Annotated in this window: 21 protein-coding genes and 1 riboswitch; of the genes, 8 read left to right on the top strand and 13 right to left on the bottom strand. The window is 70.3% G+C overall.

Going from position 1 to position 22,133, the window contains the following annotated elements; all coding sequences use genetic code 11:
* The first annotated feature begins 54 nt into the window (after positions 1-54).
* Positions 55-1,254: a serine hydrolase domain-containing protein gene (locus tag OTB20_RS31110; protein WP_267822600.1), complete on the top strand. Its 1,200-nt coding sequence runs from the start codon at positions 55-57 to the stop codon at positions 1,252-1,254.
* A gap of 7 nt (positions 1,255-1,261) precedes the next feature.
* On the opposite strand, the gene OTB20_RS31105 is transcribed toward OTB20_RS31110, so the two are convergent.
* From OTB20_RS31105 to OTB20_RS31095, 3 genes are all read right to left on the bottom strand, one after another.
* Complete coding sequence (locus tag OTB20_RS31105) at positions 1,262-1,783, bottom strand: hypothetical protein (RefSeq protein WP_267822598.1); 522 nt, start codon at positions 1,781-1,783, stop codon at positions 1,262-1,264.
* A 92-nt stretch (positions 1,784-1,875) separates the two neighbouring features.
* Entirely contained in the window at positions 1,876-3,054 is a 1,179-nt protein-coding gene (locus OTB20_RS31100) for an ABC transporter substrate-binding protein (RefSeq protein ID WP_267822596.1), read from the bottom strand.
* Between the two features lie 118 nt (positions 3,055-3,172).
* Positions 3,173-4,612, bottom strand: coding sequence for a gamma-aminobutyraldehyde dehydrogenase (locus OTB20_RS31095; protein ID WP_267822595.1), 1,440 nt, complete (start codon positions 4,610-4,612; stop codon positions 3,173-3,175).
* Between the two features lie 171 nt (positions 4,613-4,783).
* Between OTB20_RS31095 and OTB20_RS31090 the strand changes: the two genes are divergently transcribed.
* The 6 genes from OTB20_RS31090 to OTB20_RS31065 all read left to right on the top strand — a co-directional run bounded on the left by OTB20_RS31090 (position 4,784) and on the right by OTB20_RS31065 (position 10,798).
* A complete protein-coding gene (locus OTB20_RS31090) occupies positions 4,784-5,287 on the top strand; it encodes an Lrp/AsnC family transcriptional regulator (RefSeq protein ID WP_073910973.1) in 504 nt (167 codons plus the stop codon).
* A 3-nt stretch (positions 5,288-5,290) separates the two neighbouring features.
* On the top strand, positions 5,291-6,652 hold the full coding sequence (locus OTB20_RS31085) for an aspartate aminotransferase family protein (protein WP_267753424.1): 1,362 nt from the start codon (positions 5,291-5,293) through the stop codon (positions 6,650-6,652).
* Between the two features lie 194 nt (positions 6,653-6,846).
* On the top strand, positions 6,847-7,626 hold the full coding sequence (locus OTB20_RS31080; RefSeq protein ID WP_267822593.1) for an ABC transporter ATP-binding protein: 780 nt from the start codon (positions 6,847-6,849) through the stop codon (positions 7,624-7,626).
* Complete coding sequence (locus OTB20_RS31075; RefSeq protein ID WP_267822591.1) at positions 7,608-8,681, top strand: hypothetical protein; 1,074 nt, start codon at positions 7,608-7,610, stop codon at positions 8,679-8,681. The genes OTB20_RS31080 and OTB20_RS31075 overlap by 19 nt, the downstream gene beginning before the upstream one ends.
* 26 nt (positions 8,682-8,707) lie before the next feature.
* Positions 8,708-9,805 (top strand): LOG family protein, encoded by a 1,098-nt coding sequence (locus OTB20_RS31070; RefSeq protein ID WP_267822589.1) that lies wholly within the window; start codon positions 8,708-8,710, stop codon positions 9,803-9,805.
* A gap of 87 nt (positions 9,806-9,892) precedes the next feature.
* On the top strand, positions 9,893-10,798 hold the full coding sequence (locus OTB20_RS31065; protein ID WP_267822587.1) for a hypothetical protein: 906 nt from the start codon (positions 9,893-9,895) through the stop codon (positions 10,796-10,798).
* Between the two features lie 21 nt (positions 10,799-10,819).
* Here the strand turns inward: OTB20_RS31065 and OTB20_RS31060 are convergent, their stop codons facing one another.
* From OTB20_RS31060 to rpsB, 9 genes are all read right to left on the bottom strand, one after another.
* A complete protein-coding gene (locus tag OTB20_RS31060; RefSeq protein WP_267822586.1) occupies positions 10,820-11,842 on the bottom strand; it encodes an ABC transporter ATP-binding protein in 1,023 nt (340 codons plus the stop codon).
* Positions 11,842-13,458: an ABC transporter permease gene (locus OTB20_RS31055; RefSeq protein WP_267822643.1), complete on the bottom strand. Its 1,617-nt coding sequence runs from the start codon at positions 13,456-13,458 to the stop codon at positions 11,842-11,844. Before OTB20_RS31055 ends, OTB20_RS31060 begins: the two co-directional genes overlap by 1 nt.
* Positions 13,459-13,517: 59 nt before the next feature.
* Positions 13,518-14,615, bottom strand: a complete 1,098-nt coding sequence (locus tag OTB20_RS31050; protein ID WP_267822584.1) for a thiamine ABC transporter substrate-binding protein — start codon at positions 14,613-14,615, stop codon at positions 13,518-13,520.
* Between the two features lie 84 nt (positions 14,616-14,699).
* A riboswitch (TPP riboswitch) is annotated at positions 14,700-14,808 on the bottom strand.
* A 58-nt stretch (positions 14,809-14,866) separates the two neighbouring features.
* Positions 14,867-15,982 carry a 23S rRNA (adenine(2503)-C(2))-methyltransferase RlmN gene (gene rlmN, locus OTB20_RS31045; protein WP_267753432.1) on the bottom strand — a complete coding sequence of 372 codons (1,116 nt, stop codon included), beginning with the start codon at positions 15,980-15,982 and terminating at the stop codon, positions 14,867-14,869.
* Positions 15,983-16,151: 169 nt separating this feature from the next.
* Positions 16,152-17,231 (bottom strand): phosphatidate cytidylyltransferase, encoded by a 1,080-nt coding sequence (locus OTB20_RS31040; RefSeq protein WP_267822582.1) that lies wholly within the window; start codon positions 17,229-17,231, stop codon positions 16,152-16,154.
* Entirely contained in the window at positions 17,231-17,788 is a 558-nt protein-coding gene (gene frr, locus OTB20_RS31035) for a ribosome recycling factor (protein ID WP_267753600.1), read from the bottom strand. Before frr ends, OTB20_RS31040 begins: the two co-directional genes overlap by 1 nt.
* A gap of 50 nt (positions 17,789-17,838) precedes the next feature.
* Positions 17,839-18,618, bottom strand: coding sequence for a UMP kinase (gene pyrH / locus OTB20_RS31030; protein WP_267753435.1), 780 nt, complete (start codon positions 18,616-18,618; stop codon positions 17,839-17,841).
* 162 nt (positions 18,619-18,780) lie between these two features.
* Positions 18,781-19,617: a translation elongation factor Ts gene (gene tsf / locus OTB20_RS31025; protein ID WP_267753437.1), complete on the bottom strand. Its 837-nt coding sequence runs from the start codon at positions 19,615-19,617 to the stop codon at positions 18,781-18,783.
* Positions 19,618-19,752: 135 nt separating this feature from the next.
* Positions 19,753-20,715, bottom strand: coding sequence for a 30S ribosomal protein S2 (gene rpsB, locus OTB20_RS31020; protein ID WP_267822580.1), 963 nt, complete (start codon positions 20,713-20,715; stop codon positions 19,753-19,755).
* A gap of 251 nt (positions 20,716-20,966) precedes the next feature.
* Between rpsB and OTB20_RS31015 the strand changes: the two genes are divergently transcribed.
* Positions 20,967-21,539, top strand: coding sequence for a M23 family metallopeptidase (locus OTB20_RS31015; RefSeq protein WP_267822577.1), 573 nt, complete (start codon positions 20,967-20,969; stop codon positions 21,537-21,539).
* Here the strand turns inward: OTB20_RS31015 and OTB20_RS31010 are convergent.
* On the bottom strand, positions 21,536-22,093 hold the full coding sequence (locus OTB20_RS31010) for a TetR/AcrR family transcriptional regulator (protein WP_267753602.1): 558 nt from the start codon (positions 22,091-22,093) through the stop codon (positions 21,536-21,538). The two genes, OTB20_RS31015 and OTB20_RS31010, sit on opposite strands and share 4 nt — an antisense overlap.
* Positions 22,094-22,133: the final 40 nt, after the last annotated feature.

Genomic DNA, 22,133 nt, shown 5'->3' with positions numbered 1-22,133 from the left:
CATTGAGGTCATCGGGGCGGAAGCCGCCCGGAGAACCGACAGGGGGATCCCACCATGAACGCGAAGACCCGCACGCTGATCGCCGCCGCTCTGGTCCTGGGCTTCGCGGCCGGACCGGCCGTCGCCCACGCCGCCCCGGCGCAGGCACCGGTCCCGGCCTCGGCGCAGAAGCCGCAGCCGCTGATCTCGACGCCGCCGAACGCCACGGCGCTGGAGAAGGCGATCGCCGGACTCGGCGCTCAGCACAAGGAGGCGACGGCCGCGCTGGTACGGGTGGGCGGCACGAGCGGGAGCTGGCGGGGCAGTTCCGGTGTCGCGGACATCCGCACCGGCCGCGGGGCGATCGAGGAGGGCCGGTTCCGGGCCGGGTCGGTGACCAAGACCTTCACCTCGGCGGTGGTGCTCCAGCTCGCCGCCGAGGGCAGGCTGGATCTCGACCGGCCGGTGCGCCGGTACCTGCCCGGGACCGTACCCGAGGCGTACGGCACGGTCACCGTCCGGCAGCTGCTCACCTACACCAGCGGGATACCGGCGGCCGACGGTCCGGGCGACTCCTTCGAGGCGCAGTGGGAGCACCGCTTCGACGTGACCGATCCGCACGACCAGATCGCCGCTGCGGTGGCCAAGAACCCCGAGTTCGTCCCGGGCACGGCCCAGCACTACCTGAACATCAACTACACGGTGCTGGGCGTGCTGATCGAGAAGGTGACGGGCACGACGTACGAGAAGGCGGTCGGGGCGCGGATCCTGAAGCCGCTGGGTCTGCGGGACACCTCCTTCCCGGGCCGCTTGCAGACCCGCATACCGGGTCCGCACCACCACGGGTACCAGGCGGTGGCGCGCGAGGACGGTTCCACCGAGCTGCGGGACGTGACCGAGTGGAACTCCTCGGACCGGTGGGCCGCGGGCGACATCATTTCCACCACGGCCGATCTGGAGCGGTTCACCGTCGCTCTCTTCAGCGGGCGCCTCGTGCCGAAGGCGCAGCTCGAGGAGATGTTCACGGTCCCCGGAGTGAAGGACTTCGTCACGGGCAAGGCCGCGACGCTGACGGCCGGGATGGCGCGGATCACGCTGCCCGACGGCACGGTCGCCTGGGGCAAGACGGGCAGCCGGCACGGCTACAACACGGCGATAGGCGGCACCCGCGACCTGTCCCGCACCCTGGTGTACTCGGTCAACTCGACCGATGCCAAGGGCCAGGACATGAACCCGGTGGCCCTCGACATCGTGATGGCGGCCTTCTCCGAGTAGCGCGGTCTCAGCTCCGGGCCTCGGCCGCGGCCGGCACGGGGGCCGGCCGCGGTCCCCGGGCGGTGTCCGTCGGCAGGGCCTCCAGCCGCTTGATCATGCGTCGCAGGATCAGCAGCGGGACCACCCCGAAGACCCCGAACGACATGTCTATGACGCTCCACCAGAAGGGGATGCCCCGGATGGGGCCGCAGATCAGGGCCAGGGGGACGATGCCGGCGCAGGCGATCATGCCGGCCTCGACGATCCAGACGTTGCGGACCGGGTCGCGGTGGACCCCGTAGAAGAAGACGGCGATCACCAGGTGGGCGAAGGCGAGCCAGTCGGTGCCGTAGAGGAGGAAGGGGTACTCGGAGTCCGCCCTCTCCAGCCCGTCGCCGACTCGGCGCAGCCATACGTTGTCCACCAGGGCATTGGCCCAGTGGAGTTCGCTCACCAGGGGGAAGGCGGTGAGTCCGCTGAGCACCAGGCAGACGAGGAACAGGGCAAGCCAGGCACGGATCCGCCGCTGAAGGGCGCTTCTCTCGCTCATGCAGGGAAGCCTACGTAGTTTTCTGAACACGTTCAGCCAAACTGATGAACGCGTTCAGTTCTGTGGCTGGACCGTGATCGTCGCCCCACCTCTCAGAGGCCGACGATGGCGTTCCAGCGCTTGGCGAAGGCCGCGCGCTCGGCCGCGGAGATGTCGCGGGCGACGACGAGCCGCTTGCGCATGTCGTCGTCGGGGAAGATCAGCGGGTTCTCGGCCAGTTCGGCGGTCTCCTCGTCGTCCGAGGCGGCCAGCACCTCCCGGGCTGCCGGGACCGGACAGACGTAGTTGACGGAGGCGGCGAGCAGCGCGGCGATCTCCGGGTCGTAGTAGAAGTCGATCAGGGCCTCCGCGTTGGCCTTGTGCCGGGCGAGGTTGGGGACGAGCAGGCTCTCCGCCCAGAGCTCGGCGCCCTCCTCGGGAACCACGAACTCGATGTCGGGGTTGTCGGCCTGCAGCTGGATCGCGTCTCCGGAGTAGGCCTGGCAGGCCAGCACGTCACCCTTGCTGAGGTCGGAGGTGTAGTCGTTGCCGGTGAAGCGGCGGATGTGCTTCTTCTTCACCATGCTCTCCACCTGGTCGCACATCCGGTGGAAGTCGGATTCGGTCCACTTGGTCACGTCGACGCCGTTGCCCTGCATCAGCAGGGAGAAGGATTCGTCGAGACCGGAGAAGAGCGTGACCTTTCCCGCCAGGTCCGGGTGCCACAGGTCCTTGACCGACTTGATCTCCCGGCCGAGCGCCTTGCGGTTGTAGGCGATGCCGGTGATCCCCGACTGCCAGGGGACGGTGTGCAGCCGGCCCTCGTCGAAGGCCGGGGAGCGCAGCTGCGGGTCCAGGTGCTCGGCCACGTTCGCCTGCGCCGAGCGGTCCATCTCCTGGGCCCAGCCGAGGTGGACGAAGCGGGCGGCCATCCAGTCGCTTACCACGACCAGGTCGTGACCGGTCTGCTGGCCGTTCATCAGCGACGGGCTGACCTTGCCGAAGAACTCGTCGTTGTCGTTGATCTCCTCGGTGTACCGGACCTCGATGCCGGTCTTCTCCGTGAAGGCGGCCAGCGTGGGACGCCTGCTCTCGTCCTCTTCATCGGTGTCGATGTAGAGGGGCCAGTTGGAGAAGGAGACGCTCCGGTCGCTCTCGGAGTGGTCCTGCCCCTCCCGGCGGCCCTCGGGAACGTACGCGGCGGGGACACCACAGCCGGCGAGGGCGGCCAGCAGCCCCGCGGAACCGAGGCCACGCAGCGCCGCGCGGCGGGAGAAGGCGAGTTCAGGCATGGGAAGAGCCTCGTGGGACGCCGAAGGGCGGGCAATAGACATGTTGTCTATTGCCCGCCCCTTCAAGGCTCTGCCCTGGTCGATGCGGCGCCCGGCAGGCCGCCTACCCGGCCGTCGGTCAGCCGTCGAGCGAGGTCATGACGTGCTTGATGCGCGTGTAGTCCTCGAAGCCGTAGGCGGAGAGGTCCTTGCCGTAGCCGGACTTCTTGAAGCCGCCGTGGGGCATCTCGGCGACGAGCGGGATGTGGGTGTTGATCCACACGCAGCCGAAGTCGAGGTTCTTGGACATCCGCATGGCGCGGCCGTGGTCCTTGGTCCACACCGAGGAGGCGAGGGCGAACTCGACGCCGTTCGCGTACTCCAGGGCCTGGGCCTCGTCCGTGAAGGACTGGACGGTGATGACGGGTCCGAAGATCTCGTTCTGGATGATCTCGTCGTCCTGCTTGAGGCCGGAGACGACGGTCGGGGCGTAGAAGTAGCCCTTCTCGCCGACCTGGTGGCCACCCGCCTCGACCTTGGCGTGGGCGGGGAGCCGCTCGATGAAGCCCGCGACCTGCTTGAGCTGGTTCGGGTTGTTCAGCGGGCCGTAGAGCACGTCCTCGTCGTCCGGCTGGCCGGTCTTGGTGTCGGCCGCGTTCTTGGCCAGCGCCGCGACGAACTCGTCGTGGATCGACTCGTGGACCAGGACGCGGGTGGCCGCGGTGCAGTCCTGGCCGGCGTTGAAGAAGCCGGCGACCGCGATGTCCTCGGCGGCCTTGGCGATGTCCGCGTCGCCGAAGACCACGACGGGGGCCTTGCCGCCCAGCTCCAGGTGGACGCGCTTGACGTCCTTGGAGGCGCTCTCGGCGACCTGCATGCCCGCGCGCACCGAGCCGGTGATGGAGGCCATCGCCGGAGTGCGGTGCTCGACCATGGCCCGGCCGGTCTCGCGGTCGCCGCAGACGACGTTGAAGACGCCCTCGGGCAGGATCGAGCCCATGATCTCGGCCATCAGGAGGGTGGAGGCCGGAGTGGTGTCCGAGGGCTTGAGGACCACGGTGTTGCCCGCGGCCAGGGCCGGGGCGAACTTCCAGACGGCCATCATCATCGGGTAGTTCCACGGCGCGACCTGGGCGCAGACGCCGACCGGCTCGCGGCGGACGATCGAGGTCATTCCCTCCATGTACTCGCCGGCCGAGCGGCCCTCCAGCAGGCGCGCGGCGCCCGCGAAGAAGCGGATCTGGTCCACCATCGGCGGCAGCTCCTCGCTGGCCGTGAGGCCCAGCGGCTTGCCGGTGTTCTCCGATTCGGTGGCGACCAGTTCGTCCGCGCGCGCCTCGAAGGCGTCCGCGATCTTCAGCAGGGCCTTCTGCCGCGCGGAGGGGGTCGCGTCGCGCCACGCCGGGAAGCCGGCCGCGGCGGCGGCCATGGCGGCGTCGACGTCCGCCTGGCCGGAGAGGGGGGCGGTCGCGTACGCCTCGCCCGTGGCGGGGTTGACCACCTCGGTGGTCCGCCCGTCGGCGGCGTCCTTGAACTCCCCGCCGATGTAGTTGCGCAGACGACGCAGTTCGGTGGTCACTACAGCCACACTCCTGTGATCACATGTCCAATGGATGAGACAGCTACTCAGCCTAGCTCCTCGGACGCCGTTTTCGACAGGCCCGCACACCACGAACTACGGAATCAGTGAGATCCGACCTCCCAAACAACGAATTACATCGTTCTCGCCTTGCGGAACGGACGACTCCTCGTGCACAGTGAGGTCGTGGTCAGTCGAAGCGCAGATTCCAGGAACAGACAACCGTCCCCTTCGGTCGATGCTGTGTCCCTGGCGATCATCGAGCAACTGCAAGAGGACGGCCGCCGTCCTTACGCGGCGATCGGAAAGGCCGTCGGCCTGTCCGAAGCAGCGGTGCGCCAGCGGGTACAGAAGCTGCTCGACCAGGGCGTCATGCAGATCGTCGCCGTCACCGACCCGCTCACCGTGGGGCTCCGGCGCCAGGCGATGGTCGGCATCAACGTCGAGGGAGACCTCGACCCGGTGGCCGACGCACTGACCGCGATGGCCGAGTGCGAGTACGTGGTGATGACCGCGGGCTCGTTCGACCTGATGGTGGAGATCGTCTGCGAGGACGACGACCACCTGCTCGAAACGATCAACAAGAAGATCCGCGCGCTCCCCGGCGTGCGATCCACCGAAAGCTTCGTTTACCTGAAGCTGAAGAAGCAGACCTACATGTGGGGAACTCGATAGCCCGTGAGCCAGGACCTCTCCAAGACCGCCTACGACCACCTGTGGATGCACTTCACCCGCATGTCGTCGTACGAGAACTCGCCCGTCCCCACCATCGTGCGGGGTGAGGGCACCTACATCTTCGACGACAAGGGCAAGCGCTACCTGGACGGTCTCGCCGGACTGTTCGTGGTCAACGCCGGTCACGGCCGCAAGGAACTGGCCGAGGTCGCCTACAAGCAGGCCCAGCAACTCGCGTTCTTCCCCATTTGGTCGTACGCGCACCCCAAGGCCGTCGAGCTCGCCGAGCGCCTCGCGCACTACGCCCCGGGCGACCTGAACAAGGTCTTCTTCACCACCGGTGGCGGCGAGGCCGTCGAGACCGCCTGGAAGCTCGCCAAGCAGTACTTCAAGCTCCAGGGCAAGCACACCAAGTACAAGGTGATCTCCCGCGCGGTGGCCTATCACGGCACCCCGCAGGGCGCCCTGTCCATCACCGGCCTGCCGGCCCTGAAGGCCCCCTTCGAGCCGCTGGTCCCCGGTGCGCACAAGGTGGTCAACACCAACATCTACCGCGCCCCGATCTACGGCGACGACCCGGAGGCCTACGGCCGCTGGTGCGCCGACCAGATCGAGCAGGAGATCCTTTTCGAGGGCGCCGACACCGTCGCCGCCGTCTTCCTGGAGCCGGTGCAGAACGCCGGCGGCTGCTTCCCGCCGCCGCCCGGGTACTTCCAGCGGGTCCGCGAGATCTGCGACGAGTACGACGTGCTGCTCGTCTCCGACGAGACGATCTGCGCATTCGGCCGCCTGGGCACGATGTTCGCCTGTGACAAGTTCGACTACATCCCGGACATGATCACCTGCGCGAAGGGCATGACCTCGGGCTACTCCCCGATCGGCGCCTGCATCATCTCGGACCGCCTCGCGGAGCCGTTCTACAAGGGTGACAACACCTTCCTGCACGGCTACACCTTCGGCGGACACCCGGTGTCCTCCGCGGTGGCGCTCGCCAACCTCGACATCTTCGACAAGGAAGGCCTCAACCAGCACGTGCTGGACAACGAGGACGCCTTCCGCTCGACGCTGGAGAAGCTGCACGACCTGCCGATCGTCGGCGACGTCCGCGGCAACGGCTACTTCTACGGCATCGAGCTCGTCAAGGACAAGGTCACCAAGGAGTCCTTCACGGACGAGGAGACGGAGCGCGTGCTCTACGGCTTCCTCTCCAAGGCGCTCTTCGAGAACGGCCTGTACTGCCGCGCCGACGACCGTGGCGACCCGGTCATCCAGCTGGCCCCGCCGCTGACCGCCGACCAGGGCACCTTCGATGAGATCGAGGGCATCCTGCGCCGCGTGCTCACCGAGGCCTGGACCAAGCTCTAACCAGCGGGCGTCCGCCGGCCGTCCCACAGGCGGCAAACTGCCGGACCACACGGCCCGGATCCTCCGTTCGAGTGAGAACGCGGGGGTCCGGGCCGTGTGCTGTCACCATTCAAGAGGTTCATCTCTTTACATCTCTTTGCGGCGCCAGTGACCAAGCGGGCTCCGCTTCGTTCCCCCGGACGGAGGTGTACGCCATGGTGGCTCGACCGGACAACGCCCCGCCCGACCATGCCCCGCCCCAGGACGATCTGCTCTGGGCACGGTCCCTTCACTACTCCCACAGGGGTTCGCCGGGCCTCATCGGGGTCTCGGTCGGCGCCCGCGCGGGTGAGATCCTCGCCGTCACGGGCCCCCGGGGCAGCGGCAAGACCACGCTGCTGCGCTGCCTGTCGGGACAGCTGCAGCCCGAGCAGGGCGAGGTCTGGTTCAACAGCGTCCCCGTGCACACCATGGGAACCCTGGCCCGCGAGCGGCTGCGCCAGGGCCGCTTCGGCTGGATCGGCCCCGAACCGGGGCTGCTGCCCGAGCTCCGGGTCTGGGAGAACGCCGCCCTGCCGCTACTGATCTCGGGCGTGAGCCATCGTGCCGCCAAACGGGCCGCCTGCGAATGGCTGGACCGCCTCGACATGGGCGCCTTCACCCGCAAGCGCCCCGGCGCCCTCAACCGGGCCGAGTCCCAGCGCGTCGCCCTCGCCCGCGCCCTCGCCGGCCTGCCCGCGGTGGTCTTCGCCGACGAGCCCACCGCCCCGCTGCACCGCGCCGAGCGTTCCCTGCTGCTGCGCACGCTCACCACGGCCGCCCGCTCCCACGGCATCACCGTGCTGCTGGCCACCCACGACGAGGAGACCGCGGCCGTCGCCGACCGCCGGTTCCCCCTGCTCGACGGCCGCCCCGCCGCGGCTGCGGCCGCGCTCTCCCCGACCTCCTTCCCCCAGCCCCCGGAGGACCAGGCCGCGTGCTCGCTCTCCGCCTAGCCCGCGGCTCCCGGCCGCTGGTCCAGCTGCGCCGGCTGCTGGTCGCCGCCGCCTCGGCCGGCAGCGGCTTCCTGCTGCTGTACGTGCTCGCGCAGGCCACGGCCCGGCCCGCCGGATCGTTCCCGCAGCTGCTGTGGGCCCTGGTCCCCCTCGCCGTCACGGTCCAGTTCGCCGTCGCCGTGGCCCGTACCGACCCGGCGACCCGGCCCCGGGAAGGGCTGGACGCCGCCGGGCTGGGACCCGTACGGCTCACCCTGGTCGCCACCATCTCCACCGCCGTGGCCTGCACCCTCGGCAGCACCGTGGCCCTGGCCGTCTTCCTCCATCTGCGCGGGGAGGTGACGGGGCTGCCCTTCGACGGCGCCGGGGCCCAGCTGCTCCACGCCGACCAGCCCCTGCCCGTGGCGGCCGCCCTCACCCTGCTGGCCCTGCTCCCGCTGGCCGCCTCGGTCGCCACCGCCCTGGCCATGCGCCCGCATCCGCGGCCCGCGCCGCAGACCGTACTGCCCTGGGGCATCGCCCTGACCGCCTGCGGACTCGCCGTGCTGGCCTTCGGCGGCCCCGGCGGAGCCGGTCCGCCCGTCGGCTGGGCGCTGACCGGCCTCGGGCTCGCCCTCGCCGGCCCGGGTCTGGCCTACGCCTGCGGGACGCTCGTCCAGGCCGTGCGCCCGGGCGCGCTGCGGCTGCTGGCCGGGCGGGCCCTCCAGGAGGAGGCCCCCCGCCTCGGCGCGCCCCTCGGTGTCCTGTGTGCCCTCGGGGCGGGCGCCCTCAGCGCCGTGGCCCTGCGCGACCACGGCGGCCTCCTGGTCCCGCTCGGCCCGCTGACCGCGCCCGCGGCCGCCCTGGTGGCACTGTGCGCGGCCGCCACCCTGCTGACTTCCGCCGTCGAGGTCCGCCAGGCCAGGGCCGTCGGCCGCGAGACCCTGGCCGGGCTCGGCGCCCCGGGCAAGGTCCTCCGTACGGCCGCCACGGTGCGGGCCACCGCGCTCGTGGCCGTGTGCCTGCCGCTCAGCTGGGGTGTGTCGCAACTGACGTCGCTGGCATTGACCCGCTGAGGCGGGCAGCCCTTAGGGTGGGCCGAATGGTCAACGCAGACATCGAGATCGAGACGCTCGCCGAATTCGACCGGGTCGCGGCCCGCGGCTCACTCAGCGGATACCGGATCCAGTCGGTCAACCTCCTGGAGCGGACCTTCGCCCTGCTGTCCGCCGACACCTCCGCCGCCGTGTTCCTGGGCTGCGCGATGGAACCGGACGCCTCGGTCAAGGTGCGCGCGGACGGCGCCCTGGTCTTCCCGCCCGTCCCCGACCTGCCGTTCAATCCGTACCGGGGGCTGCTCTATACGCCCGAGGAACTCTTCACCGCACTGTCCGCCGGCTACGAGGCCACCCCGGACGCCGAGGCGTACGCCTGGTTCCAGGAGACCAAGTCGTGCGGCGACGTCTACTCCTCGATGCTGCGCTCCATCCACGACGACGCCATCTCCGACGCCCTCGACGAGCACCTCGCCGGCGCCCGCGTCGTCGGCGTGATGGGCGGCCACGCCATGGCCCGCGGCGGGGACGCCTACCGGGGCGCGGCCGAGCTCGGTCGGACGCTGACCCGCTCCGGACTGACCGTGGCCACCGGCGGCGGACCGGGCGCGATGGAGGCGGCCAACCTCGGCGCGTACCTCGCCCCCGCCCCTGACGACGCCCTGCCCGAAGCCCTGCGGATGCTGGCCAAGGCACCCTCCTTCACCCCGTCCGTCTCCGACTGGGCGCGCGCGGCCTTCGCCGTACGGGAACGCTGGCCGGCGGTGACGGGCGGCGACTCGGTGGGCATCCCGACCTGGTTCTACGGACACGAGCCGCCGAACCCCTTCGCCGGGCACATCGCGAAGTACTTCGCGAACGCCACCCGTGAGGACGGGCTGCTCGCCCGGTCCAACGCGGGCGTGGTGTTCCTGCCGGGCGCGGCGGGCACGGTCCAGGAGATCTTCGACAACGCGACGCCCAACCACTACGAGTCCCGCGGCGAGCCGACTCCCATGGTCCTCGTCGACCGCGCCCACTGGACCGAGCGGCTGCCGGCCTGGCCGCTGCTCCAGGCGCTGGCCCGGGGCCGTGCGATGGAGTCCCGGATAGCCCTGGTCGACTCGGTGGCCGAGGTCCCGGCGGCCCTCGCCGCAATGAGCTGACCCGGGCAGGCAACTTCTCGCCTCTTTCACACGTCTGGAAGAGGTACGCACTACGTAAAACCAGCCAGACGTGAACGGAGCCCCCGGGTGCTCATAGGCCTGCTGACCGCTATCGCGGCGTCCATCTGCTACGGCACGGGATCCGTCCTGCAAGCCGTGGGCTCACGGCGGGCCGCCCGTATGTCGCCCGCCGCCGCCGGGGTCACCCAGCACGGCGGCCCGAACCTCACCTCCACGGCGAAGGCCGCGATGACCTGGGAGTTCATCCTCGGCACGATCCTGGACTTCGTGGGCTTCGGTCTGGGCGCCCTGGCCGCCCGCCTCCTCCCCCTCTTCCTCTCCCAGACCGTCATCAGCGCCAACCTGGTCATCACGGCCGTGCTGAGCGTGAAGATGCTGGGCATCCGGCTGACCCGCAAGGAATGGACCTCCATCGGGGTCGTCTGCGCGGCGCTGGTCCTGCTGGCGACGGCGGCGGGCCACGAGGGCGGCCACTACGCGCCGGACGCCACGCACTGGTGGCTCCTGGCGGTGACCGTGCTGATCATCGCGGGCGGCACGGTGGCGGTACGTTTCCTCGGCGCCCGGGCCGCGATCCTGGCGGGCCTGCTGTCGGGCCTGGCGTTCGGCGCGCTGGGCGTCGGCGTCCGCATCCTCAACGGCATCGAGCCCTTCTCGTTCCCGGCGCTCCTCGCCGATCCGGCCCTGTACGCCATCGTCCTGGCGGGGGTCGGCGGCATGTACCTGCACACCGTGGCGCTCCAGATCGGCTCGGTGAACGGCGCCACCGCCGCCCTGGTGGTCGGCGAGACCGTCCTGCCCGGAGCGATCGGCGTGCTCTGGCTGGGCGACGCCTCCCGCCCCGGCATGGCCTGGCTCGCGGTCCTCGGCTTCGTCCTGGCGGTGGCCGGCGCGGTGGCGGTCGCCTGGTACGGCAACCACGACGGAGCCGGGACGGACACCCCGGCGGAACTCAGCCCGGCCGGCGTCTGAGGCACCCCGCGGGCGGCGGTCCTACTTCCCCGGGAGGACGACCACCTCGGCCGGGGCGAAGGCCACCGTGACCAGGTCCCCGACCCCGGGGGCCCCGGCCAGCCCGCACTCCGCCTCCAGCTGCGGCCCCACTTCGGGCCGCAGCAGCAGCGCCACGTGCGTCCCCCGGAAGGTCCGCGACACCACCTCGCAGCCCAGCCCCCCAGGCGACAGCACGACCCCCGCCGGGCGGATCAACAGCTTCCGCTCCCCCTCCGGAGCCCCGGAGGGGACCGTGACCTTCCCCCACGGGGTCACGGCAGCCCCACCCGACACCACCGCGTCCACCACGTTCTCGAAGCCCAGGAACCGCGCCACGAACTCCGACGCCGGCCGCTCCCACACCGCCAGCGGAGTCCCGGCCTGCGCGATCCGACCGTCCCGCATCACGACCACCCGGTCGGCCAGCGCGAACGCCTCACCCTGGTCGTGCGTGACGGCCAGCACCGTCGTGCCGAGTCGCGAGAACAGCCCCCGCAGCTCCACGACGAGCCGTTCCCGCAGCCCGCGGTCCAGCTGCCCGAGCGGCTCGTCCAGCATCAGCAGCCGGGGCGAAGGCGCCAGCGCCCGCGCCAGCGCGACCCGCTGCTGCTCTCCGCCGGACAGCGAGGCCACCGCCCGGCCCTGCGCCCCGGGGAGCCCGACCAGTTCCAGCAACTCGGCGACCCTGGCCCCGTAGGACGGCTTCGAGCCGCCCCGCATCCGCAGTCCGAACGCGACGTTCCCGCCCACGTCCCGGTGCGGGAAGAGCTGGTGGTCCTGGAACATCAGGCCCACCCCCCGCCGGTGTACGGGCACTGCGGCCTGGTCGGCGCCGCCCAGCAGCACTCTCCCGTCGGCGACGGGCTGGAGCCCGGCCACCACCCGGAGCAGGGTGGACTTGCCGCTCCCGCTCGGCCCGAGCACGCACACGATCTCGTGCTCGGCGACCGCCAGGTCCACGGCGTCCACGACCGCGCGCTCACCGAAGCGGACCGACACCTCTTCCAGCTGAAGCAGTGTCATCAGAACTCTCCGGGGGTCTTGTCGGGTCGCAGTCGCTCCAGCGCCAGCAGGGACACCGCGCACACCAGCATCAGAATCGTGCTCAGGGCCATCGCCTGCCCGTAGTTCATCTCCCCGGCCCGCCCCAGCAGCCGCGCCACGGCGACCGGCAGAGTCGGATGGTCCGGCCGTGCGATGAAGACGGTCGCCCCGAACTCCCCGAGGGACACGGCGAAGGCGAAGCCCGCCGCGATCAGCAGGGCCCGCCGCACCATCGGCAGGTCCACCTCCCGCCAGGCCCTCAGCGGTGAGGCGCCGAGCACGGCGGCGGCCTCCCGCAGCCGTCCGTCGACCGCGCGCAGCACCGGCAGCATGGTCCGTACGACGAAGGGCACGCCCACCAGCGCCTGCGCCAGCGGCACCAGGATCCACGAGGTCCGCAGGTCCAGCGGTGGCTTGTCGAGGGTGATGAGGAAACCGAAGCCGACGGTCACGGCCGACACCCCCAGCGGGAGCATCAGCAGGGCGTCGAAGCCCCGTACGAAGCGGCCGCCCCGCCGGGTCAGCGCGGTGGCCGCGAGAGCGCCGATGGCCAGCGCGATGGCGGTGGCGGCGAGCGCGTACTGCAGGGAGTTCCAGATGGCCTCCAGCGGCGGCACCAGGAACGTTCCGCCGCCGGCGCCGACCTCCTGCAGCGCCCGGTAGAAGCCGAATCCGTAGCCGCCGGGGGCATCGAGGGAGCGTTCCACGAGCACCCCGAGCGGGAGCACGATCAGCAGCGCCACCGTCAGCAGCATCCCCCCGAGCAGGGCCCGCTGGGCCCAGCCGCGCGGCCGGTGGGCCGTGCCGCGCGGGTCCACGAGACGCAGCGCGGTCTCCCGTTTGCGCACGGTCCAGGCGTGCACGCCGAGGATCGCGCCGATGGCCGCGAACTGCACCATCGTCAGCACGGCGGCCGTCGGCAGGTCCAGGAGCTGCGCGGTCTGCCGGTAGACCTCCACCTCCAGGGTGGAGTAGGCGGGTCCGCCCAGGATCTGCACGACACCGAAGGAGGAGAAGGTGAACAGGAACACCATCAGCGAGGCGGCGGCCACCGCCGGGGCGAGCGCGGGCAGCGTCACGCGCCGCCAGGCGGCGAACCGCCCGGCGCCCAGCACCCGGGCGGCTTCCTCCTGGCGTGGATCGAGCTGTGCCCAGAGCCCGCCGACCGTACGGATGACCACCGCGTAGTTGAAGAAGACGTGCGCGAGGAGGATCGCCCAGACGGTCGTGTCCAGACGGATCCCCCACAGCTCGTCGAGCAGGCCGCCCCGTCCGACGAGCGCGAGGAAGGCCGTGCCGACCACGACCGTCGGCAGCACGAACGGCACCGTCACGAGCGCCCGCAGCAGCTGTTTGCCGGGGAACTCGAAGCGCGCGAAGACGTACGCGCCGGGGAGTGCGATCAGGAGCGTGAGCGCCGTGGACGCGAGCGCCTGCCAGGTGGTGAACCAGAGCACTTCGCCGATGTCGGGCCGGGCCAGCACCTCGCCGATCCGGCCGAACTGCCAGCCCGTGTCGGTCTTCAGCCCGCGCCCGACGATCGCGGCGACGGGGTAGGCGAAGAACAGCCCGAAGAAGACGAGCGGGACGGCCATCAGACCGAGTCTGACGACCGTGGCCCGCCCGCTCTCCTTCGGAACCTCGCTCACTCGTCCTACCTCACGACGAGGGTGGACCACGCCTTGACCCACTGGTCACGGTTCTTGGCGATGGCCTGCGGGGTGACCGTCTCCGGCTTCTCGATCACGACGCCGTGCTTGGTGAACAGCTCCGGCAGCCGCGCGTCCTTGGTGACCGGGTTCACGAACATCTGGAGCGGCATGTCCTCCTGGAACTTCTTGGAGATCAGGAAGTCCAGGAGCGCCTTGCCGCCCTCCTCGTTCTTCGCGCCCTTCAGCAGGCCCGCGAACTCGGTCTGCCGGAAGCACGTACCCGTCGAGACGCCCGTCGGGGCCTCGGCCGGCTGCGGCTCGCCGTAGAGCACCTCCACCGGCGGGCTGGAGGCGTAGGAGACGACCAGCGGGCGGTCGCCCTTGGCCTTCTTGCCGCCGGCCGAGCCGGAGAAGCGCTCGTTGTACGCCTGCTCCCAGCCGTCGACGACCTCGACGCCGTTGGCCTTGAGCTTGCTCCAGTAGTCCTTCCAGCCGTCGTCCCCGTACTTGCCGACGGAGGCGAGGAGGAAGCCGAGGCCGGGCGAGGAGGTCGCGGCGTTCTCGGTGACCAGCAGGTTCTTGTACTCCGGCTTGACCAGGTCGTCCAGCGTCTGCGGCGGGGCCAGCTTCTTGTCGGCGAAGTAGGCCTTGTCGTAGTTGACGCAGATGTCGCCGGAGTCGACCGGGGTGACCCGGTGCTCCTTGTCGAGCACGAACTCGGGCTTCACTCCGGCCAGCCCCTTGGCCTCGTACGGCGTGAAGATGCCGTTGTCGAGGGCGCGGGAGAGGAGCGTGTTGTCCACGCCGAAGAAGACGTCTCCGCGCGGGGAGCCCTTGGTGAGGATCTCCTGGTTGAGCGCCGCACCCGCGTCGCCCGCCTTCAGGACCTTGACGGTGTAGCCGCTCTGCTGCTCGAACTCCTTGAGCACCGTGTCGGTCACGTTGAAGGAGTCGTGCGAGACGAGGGTGATCGTCTTGGACTTCGGGGCGTCGCTCGCGCCCGCGGGCTTGTCCTTGGCGTCGCCGCCGCAGGCGCTGAGCGTGGTGACGCCGAGCGCGGCCGCGAGCGCGGCGCCCGCGATCTTCTTGGTGGTGCTCACTGGTCAATTCCTCCTGGGATGTCCAGGAGAAGACGCGGCCCTGCCCGGCGCTCTGTCGAGCGGACGCCGGGCAGGGCGCAACAGCTTGAGTGGTGACCGAACTTCCTACCCCGAATGACCGGGGCGAGGTTCAGAGGGTCTGCGGTGACGGATACCGCACTCTCAGCGCTGTGGCGCTCCCCTGTCGGAATATGAAATTGGTTCGGCCACAGGGTACCCCGTGGCCGAATGCGAACCTCAACTGGCGAAAATCAGCGCTCCGAGGCTGCGAGCTGGCCGCACGCGCCGTCGATCTCCTGACCGCGGGTGTCACGCACGGTCACCGGCACTCCGTGGCGGGCGATGGCGTCGACGAAGGCCTTCTCGTCCTCGGGCCGCGAGGCCGTCCACTTCGAGCCCGGCGTCGGGTTCAGCGGGATCAGGTTGACGTGCACGCGCTTGCCCTTGAGGAGCTTGCCGAGCAGGTCACCGCGCCAGGCCTGGTCGTTGATGTCGCGGATCAGGGCGTACTCGATGGAGATGCGACGGCCGGACTTCTCCGCGTACTCCCAGGCCGCGCCGAGCACCTCGCGGACGTTCCAGCGGGTGTTCACCGGGACCAGGGTGTCGCGCAGCTCGTCGTCCGGGGCGTGCAGCGAGACGGCCAGGCGGCACTTGAAGCCCTCGTCGGCGAAGCGCAGCATCGCCGGGACCAGGCCCACGGTGGAGACGGTGATCCCGCGCTGGGACAGGCCCAGGCCGTCGGGCTCCGGGTCGGTGAGGCGACGGATGGCGCCGACGACCCGGTTGTAGTTGGCGAGCGGCTCGCCCATGCCCATGAAGACGATGTTCGACAGCCGGGCCGGACCGCCGGGGACCTCGCCGTCGCGCAGGGCGCGCATGCCGTCGACGATCTGGTGCACGATCTCGGCGGTGGACAGGTTGCGGTCGAGACCCGCCTGGCCGGTGGCGCAGAACGGGCAGTTCATACCGCAGCCGGCCTGCGAGGAGATGCACATGGTGACCCGGTCGGGGTAGCGCATCAGCACGGACTCGACGAGCGTGCCGTCGTGCAGCTTCCACAGGGTCTTGCGGGTGGTGTCGTCGTCGCACGAGATGTGCCGCAGGACGTTCATCAGGTCCGGCAGCAGCTCCTGCTGGAGCTTCTCGCGGGAGCCGGCGGGGATGTCGGTCCACTCTGCCGGGTCGTGCGTGTACCGGGCGAAGTAGTGCTGCGAGAGCTGCTTGGCCCGGAACGGCTTCTCACCGATCGCGGCGACCGCCTCCCGGCGCTCCTCCGGGGTGAGGTCGGCGAGGTGCCGAGGCGGCTTCTTCACTCCGCGAGGGGCGACGAATGTGAGCTCTCCCGGGACAGGACGGGGGGCCATGAGTGGTACTCCTCAAGTCTTACGAACCCTTGGCGGGCGATCTCCGCACACGAGCGGAGTCAACGTGATGGCACGCCCGGTGCCCGGAGAGCTCACGGGTCCATCCCCGCAGACACGGGGAAAGCGCGCCACTTAACCGTGGCGCGCTTTCCAGGATAACCCGGGCGGCTCAGCCGGTGCCGACGAAGGCCGCGAGGAGCAGCCACACCACCGGGGCCGTCGGGAGCAGGGAGTCCAGCCGGTCCATGATCCCGCCGTGGCCCGGCAGCAGCGTTCCCATGTCCTTGATCCCGAGATCCCTCTTGATCATGGACTCACCGAGGTCGCCGAGCGTGGCGCTGACCGCGACGGCGAAGCCGAGTACCAGGCCCTGCCACCAGACGCCCCCGTCGATCAGGAACTCCATGCACAGCGCGCCGGCCGCCATCGCGAAGGCCACCGCTCCGAAGAGCCCCTCGCGGGTCTTTCCGGGGCTGATGCGCGGGGCGAGCTTGGTCTTGCCGAACCGCCAGCCCACCGCGTAGGCCCCGGTGTCGCTGACCACGGTCAGGGCCAGGAAGGTGATCACCCGCTGCGGCCCGTCGTCGGCGGTCAGGAGCATCGCGACGAAGGTGGCCAGGAAAGGCACGTAGAACGCCGCGAATGCACCCGCCGTGACGTCCTTGAGGTAGTCCTCGGGCGGCTCGGTCATCCGCCAGACGAGGACCGCCAGCACCGTCAGGGCCATGGCCACCCAGGCGCCCTCGGCCCCGCGGACGTATCCGGCGATGACCATGGCCGCGCCGCCGATGGCGAGCGGGACCAGCGGGGCCTTGATGCCCTTCTTCTCCTGCAGCCGGGAGGTCAGCTCCCACAGGCCCACGACGACCGCCACGACGACGACGCCGACGAAGACCGCCTTGACGATGAGGAGCGAGGCGAAGATCACCGCGCCGAGGCCCACACCGACCCCTATGGCGGCACGCAGGTCCCGCCCCGCGCGCTTCTTCTGAGGCGGTGGCGAGGCGTCCTGCGGTGCCGGCGAAGGCGGGGTCGGCGGGGGGCTGGGCATGGGCTCCTGCGGCGGCGTATCGGCGCGGAAGAGGGGGCCGCCGTCAGCGGCGGCCCCCCGATCGCGTGCTTCCCGGTCGTCGAAGTCACGGCCGGCGGCATCGGGCACGATGGGCATGGGCCGAGTGTGCGGGCCCGCCTGCGCATCGTATGCGGGACCCGCCGGAACCGGCTCCGGCTGCCAGGAAGTGTCGTTCATCAGACTTCGAGGAGCTCGGCTTCCTTGTGCTTGAGCAGCTCGTCCACCTGCGTGACGTACTTCGCGGTGGCGTCGTCGAGCTCCTTCTCGGCGCGGCGCACCTCGTCCTCGCCGGCCTCCTTGTCCTTCACCATCTTGTCGAGGGTGTCCTTCGCCTTGCGGCGAATGGCGCGGATGGAGATCTTGGAGTCCTCGGCCTTGGTCTTGGCGACCTTGATGTACTCCTTGCGGCGGTCCTGCGTCAGCTCGGGGAAGGTCACCCGGATGATGCGGCCGTCGTTGCTGGGATTGACGCCCAGGTCGGAGTCGCGGATGGCCGTCTCGATGTTGCGCAGGGCCGACGCGTCGAAGGGCGTCACGATGGCCATGCGCGGCTCGGGCACCGCGAAGGAGGCGAGCTGGTTGATGGGCGTGATGGCGCCGTAGTACTCCGCCACGATCTTGTTGAACATCGCCGGGTGCGCACGACCGGTGCGAATCGCGGCGAAGTCTTCCTTGGCGACGACGACGGCCTTCTCCATCTTCTCCTCGGCCTCGAGGAGGGTTTCTTCGATCACCACGTGCTCCTGCATGTCAGAAATGGATGGTTCAGGCGGACGGGGCCTGCTCAGGCCCGGGTGCCCTGGTCGCTCACGAGCGTGCCGATCTTCTCACCCTTGACCGCGCGGGCGATATTGCCCTCGGCGAGCATTTCGAAGACCAGGATCGGCAGCTTGTTGTCGCGGCACAGCGTGATGGCGGTGGCGTCGGCGACCTTGAGGTCGCGGGCCAGCACCTCGCTGTACTCCAGCGCGTCGAACTTCACCGCGTCCGGGTTCTTCTTCGGGTCGGAGTCGTAGACCCCGTCGACGCCGTTCTTGCCCATCAGCAGGGCTTCCGCGTCGATTTCCAGGGCGCGCTGGGCGGCCGTGGTATCGGTGGAGAAGTAGGGCATGCCCATGCCGGCGCCGAAGATGACGACACGGCCCTTCTCCAGGTGGCGCACGGCGCGCAGCGGGATGTACGGCTCGGCGACCTGGCCCATGGTGATGGCCGTCTGGACGCGGGAGTCGATGCCTTCCTTCTCCAGGAAGTCCTGGAGGGCGAGGCAGTTCATGACCGTGCCGAGCATGCCCATGTAGTCGGACCGAGCCCGGTCCATGCCGCGCTGCTGCAGTTCGGCGCCGCGGAAGAAGTTGCCGCCACCGATCACGACGGCGATCTCCGCGCCGTCGCGGACCACCGCGGCGATCTCGCGTGCGATGGCGTGGACTACGTCGGGGTCGACGCCGAGTCCTCCACCACCGGAGAAGGCTTCGCCCGACAGCTTCAGCATGAAGCGGCGGCCCTTCTTGTCCTGGTCGCTCTTGTCGTCGGAAGCGGTGTGGGTGTCCACGCCCTGATTCATGGAGATCTCCTCGTGCACATACGAAGAAGGCCATTGCCGGTGGGTCCTCGCGGTTCCCTCTACGGCAATGGCCTCCTCGTCAGATCTGCGGTCGCCCTGCGCGAACGCGGGCGACTGCTTCAGACCCTATCGGGGTCCGGTGTCCGTCGCGTACGGACGGACTCAGATGCCGACCTTGATGCGCGAGAAGCGCACCAGGGTGACACCGGCCTCGTCCAGAACCTTCTGGACGGACTTCTTGGCGTCCAGGGCGTAGGCCTGGCCAAGCAGGGTGTTGTCGCGGAAGAAGCCGTTGACACGACCCTCGACGATCTTCGGGAGGGCAGCCTCGGGCTTGCCCTCCGCGCGGGTGACCTCTTCGGCGACGCGGCGCTCGGACTCGACGACCTCGGCCGGGACGTCGTCCTTGGAGAGCCACTTCGGCGCGAACGCGGCGATGTGCTGCGCGACGCCGCGGGCGACCTCGGCGTTCGGCTTGTCGAGCTCGACCAGGACGCCGATCTGGAACGGCAGGTCGGGCATCGTGCGGTGCATGTACGCCGAGACGTAACCGCCGGTGAACTGCGCGAAGCGGTCCAGGACGATCTTCTCGCCGAGGTTGGCGTTGGCCTCGTCCACGAACGCCTGGACAGTCTTGCCCGGGGCGATCTCGGAAGCGAGCAGCGCCTCGATGTCGGCCGGGGAGGTCGCGGCGACGTGCGCGGCAAGCTCCTCGGTGACGGCCAGGAACTTCTCGCCCTTGGCGACGAAGTCCGTCTCGCACTTCAGCTCGACGATGACACCGGAGGTGTTGTCGTCGGCGATGACGGAGACGACGGCGCCGTTCTCGGCAGAACGGCCTTCGCGCTTGGCGACGCCCTTCTGACCCTTGATACGGAGCGCCTCGACGGCCTTGTCGACGTCGCCGTCGGCCTCGACCAGCGCGTTCTTGCAGTCAAGCATGCCGACGCCGGTGAGCTCGCGGAGCTTCTTGACGTCAGCGGCGGTGTAGTTCGCCATGAGTCTGTGATTCTCTCTCGAAGTCGTGGATCTACGGGTGAACGGCGGAGGAGTCGCGCTTGTGGCGCGGCTCCCCCGCCGTCATCGTCCGTGCTGTGAGTGCCCGGCGCGTGAACGCCGGGCGCTCTCAGTGGGTCAGGCCTGCTCGGCGTCGGCGGCCGGAGCCTCGACGACGGGCTCGGCGACAACCTCGGCCTCGGCGGCCGGAGTAGCCTCGGCGTCGGCGGCCGGAGCGGCCTCAGCCTCGACGGCGGGGGTCTCGACAGCGGCCTCGGCCGGAGCGGCCTCGGCCGGAGCGGCCTCGGCGTCGTCGGCCTTCTTCTCGCCCTCGAGCAGGTCGCGCTCCCACTCGGCGAGCGGCTCGGCAGCGGCCTTCTCGCCCGGCTTCGAGTCGCCAGTGGCGGCACCGGAACGGGCGATGAGGCCCTCGGCGACGGCGTCGGCGATCACGCGGGTGAGCAGACCGACGGAGCGGATCGCGTCGTCGTTGCCCGGGATCTTGTAGTCGACCTCGTCGGGGTCACAGTTGGTGTCGAGGATCGCGACGACCGGGATGTGGAGCTTGCGCGCCTCACCGACGGCGATGTGCTCCTTCTTGGTGTCGACGATCCAGACAGCGCTGGGGACCTTCGACATCTCGCGGATACCACCGAGGGTCTTCTCCAGCTTGATCTTCTCGCGAGAGAGGACCAGGAGCTCCTTCTTGGTGAGACCCGACGCCGCGACGTCGTCGAAGTCGATCGCCTCAAGCTCCTTCAGACGCTGAAGGCGCTTGTAGACGGTGGAGAAGTTGGTGAGCATGCCACCCAGCCACCGCTGGTTGACGTACGGCATACCAACGCGCGTCGCCTGCTCGGCGATGGCCTCCTGGGCCTGCTTCTTGGTACCGACGAACATGATGGAACCGCCGTGGGCGACGGTCTCCTTCACGAACTCGTAGGCGCGGTCGATGTACGACAGCGACTGCAGCAGGTCGATGATGTAGATGCCGTTGCGCTCCGTGAAGATGAAGCGCTTCATCTTCGGGTTCCAACGGCGGGTCTGGTGACCGAAGTGGACGCCGCTTTCCAGCAGCTCCCGCATCGTTACGACGGCCATGGCCATCTCCTTGTTTCTCGGTTTGGTTCCTGACGCCCCTGTTCGCGCCCTGCCCCCGAAGAGGGGACCGAGAGACGCTGTCACCTGGCCTGAGAGGCCGGTGCTGGGGCGTGCGAAGTCGACCCGGTGACCCGGATCGCCACAAGAAGTGTACGGGACCCGGCGGTATGCCGGGTGACGCGGTTTTCCACAGTCCCCCGCCCCTCCACAGGGCCGGGCGGGGCCGGCTCCGGGGCGGGACCCTGACCCCCATGACGAGACTGCTGCTCACCCTGCTGATGACCCTGGGCCTCACTCTGAGCCCGCCCCCGGCCACACCCGGACCACCGGGACCGCCGGCACCACCGGAATCGCAGCGGGCCGCGAGCACCGCGGGCGCACGCCCGCTGCCCGCCCCCTTGACGGTGATCCGCTGGTGGGACCCGCCCCCCACCCCTTACGCGGCCGGCCACCGCGGGGTGGACCTGGCGGCCCCGGTGGGCGCGGAGCTGCGCGCGGTCGGCCCGGGCCGGGTCCACTACGCCGGCCGGGTCGCGGGCCGCGGGGTCCTCTCGCTGACCCTTCCGAACGGCCTGCGCACGACGTACGAACCGGTCCGCCCCCTGGTGGCGGAGGGAGCCGAGGTCAGAGCCGGTCAGGTGGTCGCCGTCCTCACGGACGGCCCGCACTGCCCCGGCCCCTGTCTCCACTGGGGCCTGCTCCGCGCGAAGGCCTACCTCAACCCCCTGGCCCTCCTCCCCCGCCCGACCCCCCGCCTGCTGCCGGTACGAGGCCCGACCGGCGCTCTTCGGGGCGCGGGGTCCGGAGCGGAGCCCGGGTCCTAACCCCCGACGCCCCGCAGGGCCATCGCCACAGCCGCGTCCGTGACCACGTCGGGGTCTTCCCCCGAGCCCGCCTCGATCCGCCGGACGGCTGCGTCCACCACGCCCTGGAGCAGCATCGCGGCCAGCCGGGGCTCGGCCTGGCCCAACGCGGCCAGCGCCTCCACGATCATCGCGATCAGGCTCCCGTGCGCCGCGCGGATCTTCTCGCGCGCCCCGGCGTCCAGCTCGCTCGCCGAGATCGCCACCACCGCCCGGTGCCGTTGGTCCCCCACCAGCCCCAACTGGCTCCGTACATACGCCTCGATCTTCGCCTCCGGCTCCTGCGCCGCGGACATCGCCGCCTCGATCTCGGCCGCCCACACGGGGAAGTCCACCGCGCACAGCTCTTCGACGACGGCCGCGCGGGACCGGAAGTACTCGTACACGGAGGACCGGGCGAGGCCGGTCCGCTCGGCGAGGGCGGGGAAGGTCAGCGCTTCCGTCCCCCCCTCGGACAGCAGGGAACGCGCGGCGTCCAACAGAGCCCCGCGCTGCATCGACCGGTGCTCGGCCACGGAGGCCGCTCGAATCCTGGGCACGCGTCCACTCTACGGA

The sequence above is a fragment of the Streptomyces sp. H27-H1 genome, assembly GCF_026627445.1.
GTDB lineage: Bacteria > Actinomycetota > Actinomycetes > Streptomycetales > Streptomycetaceae > Streptomyces.
This window is presented reverse-complemented; position numbering and strand designations above follow the sequence as displayed.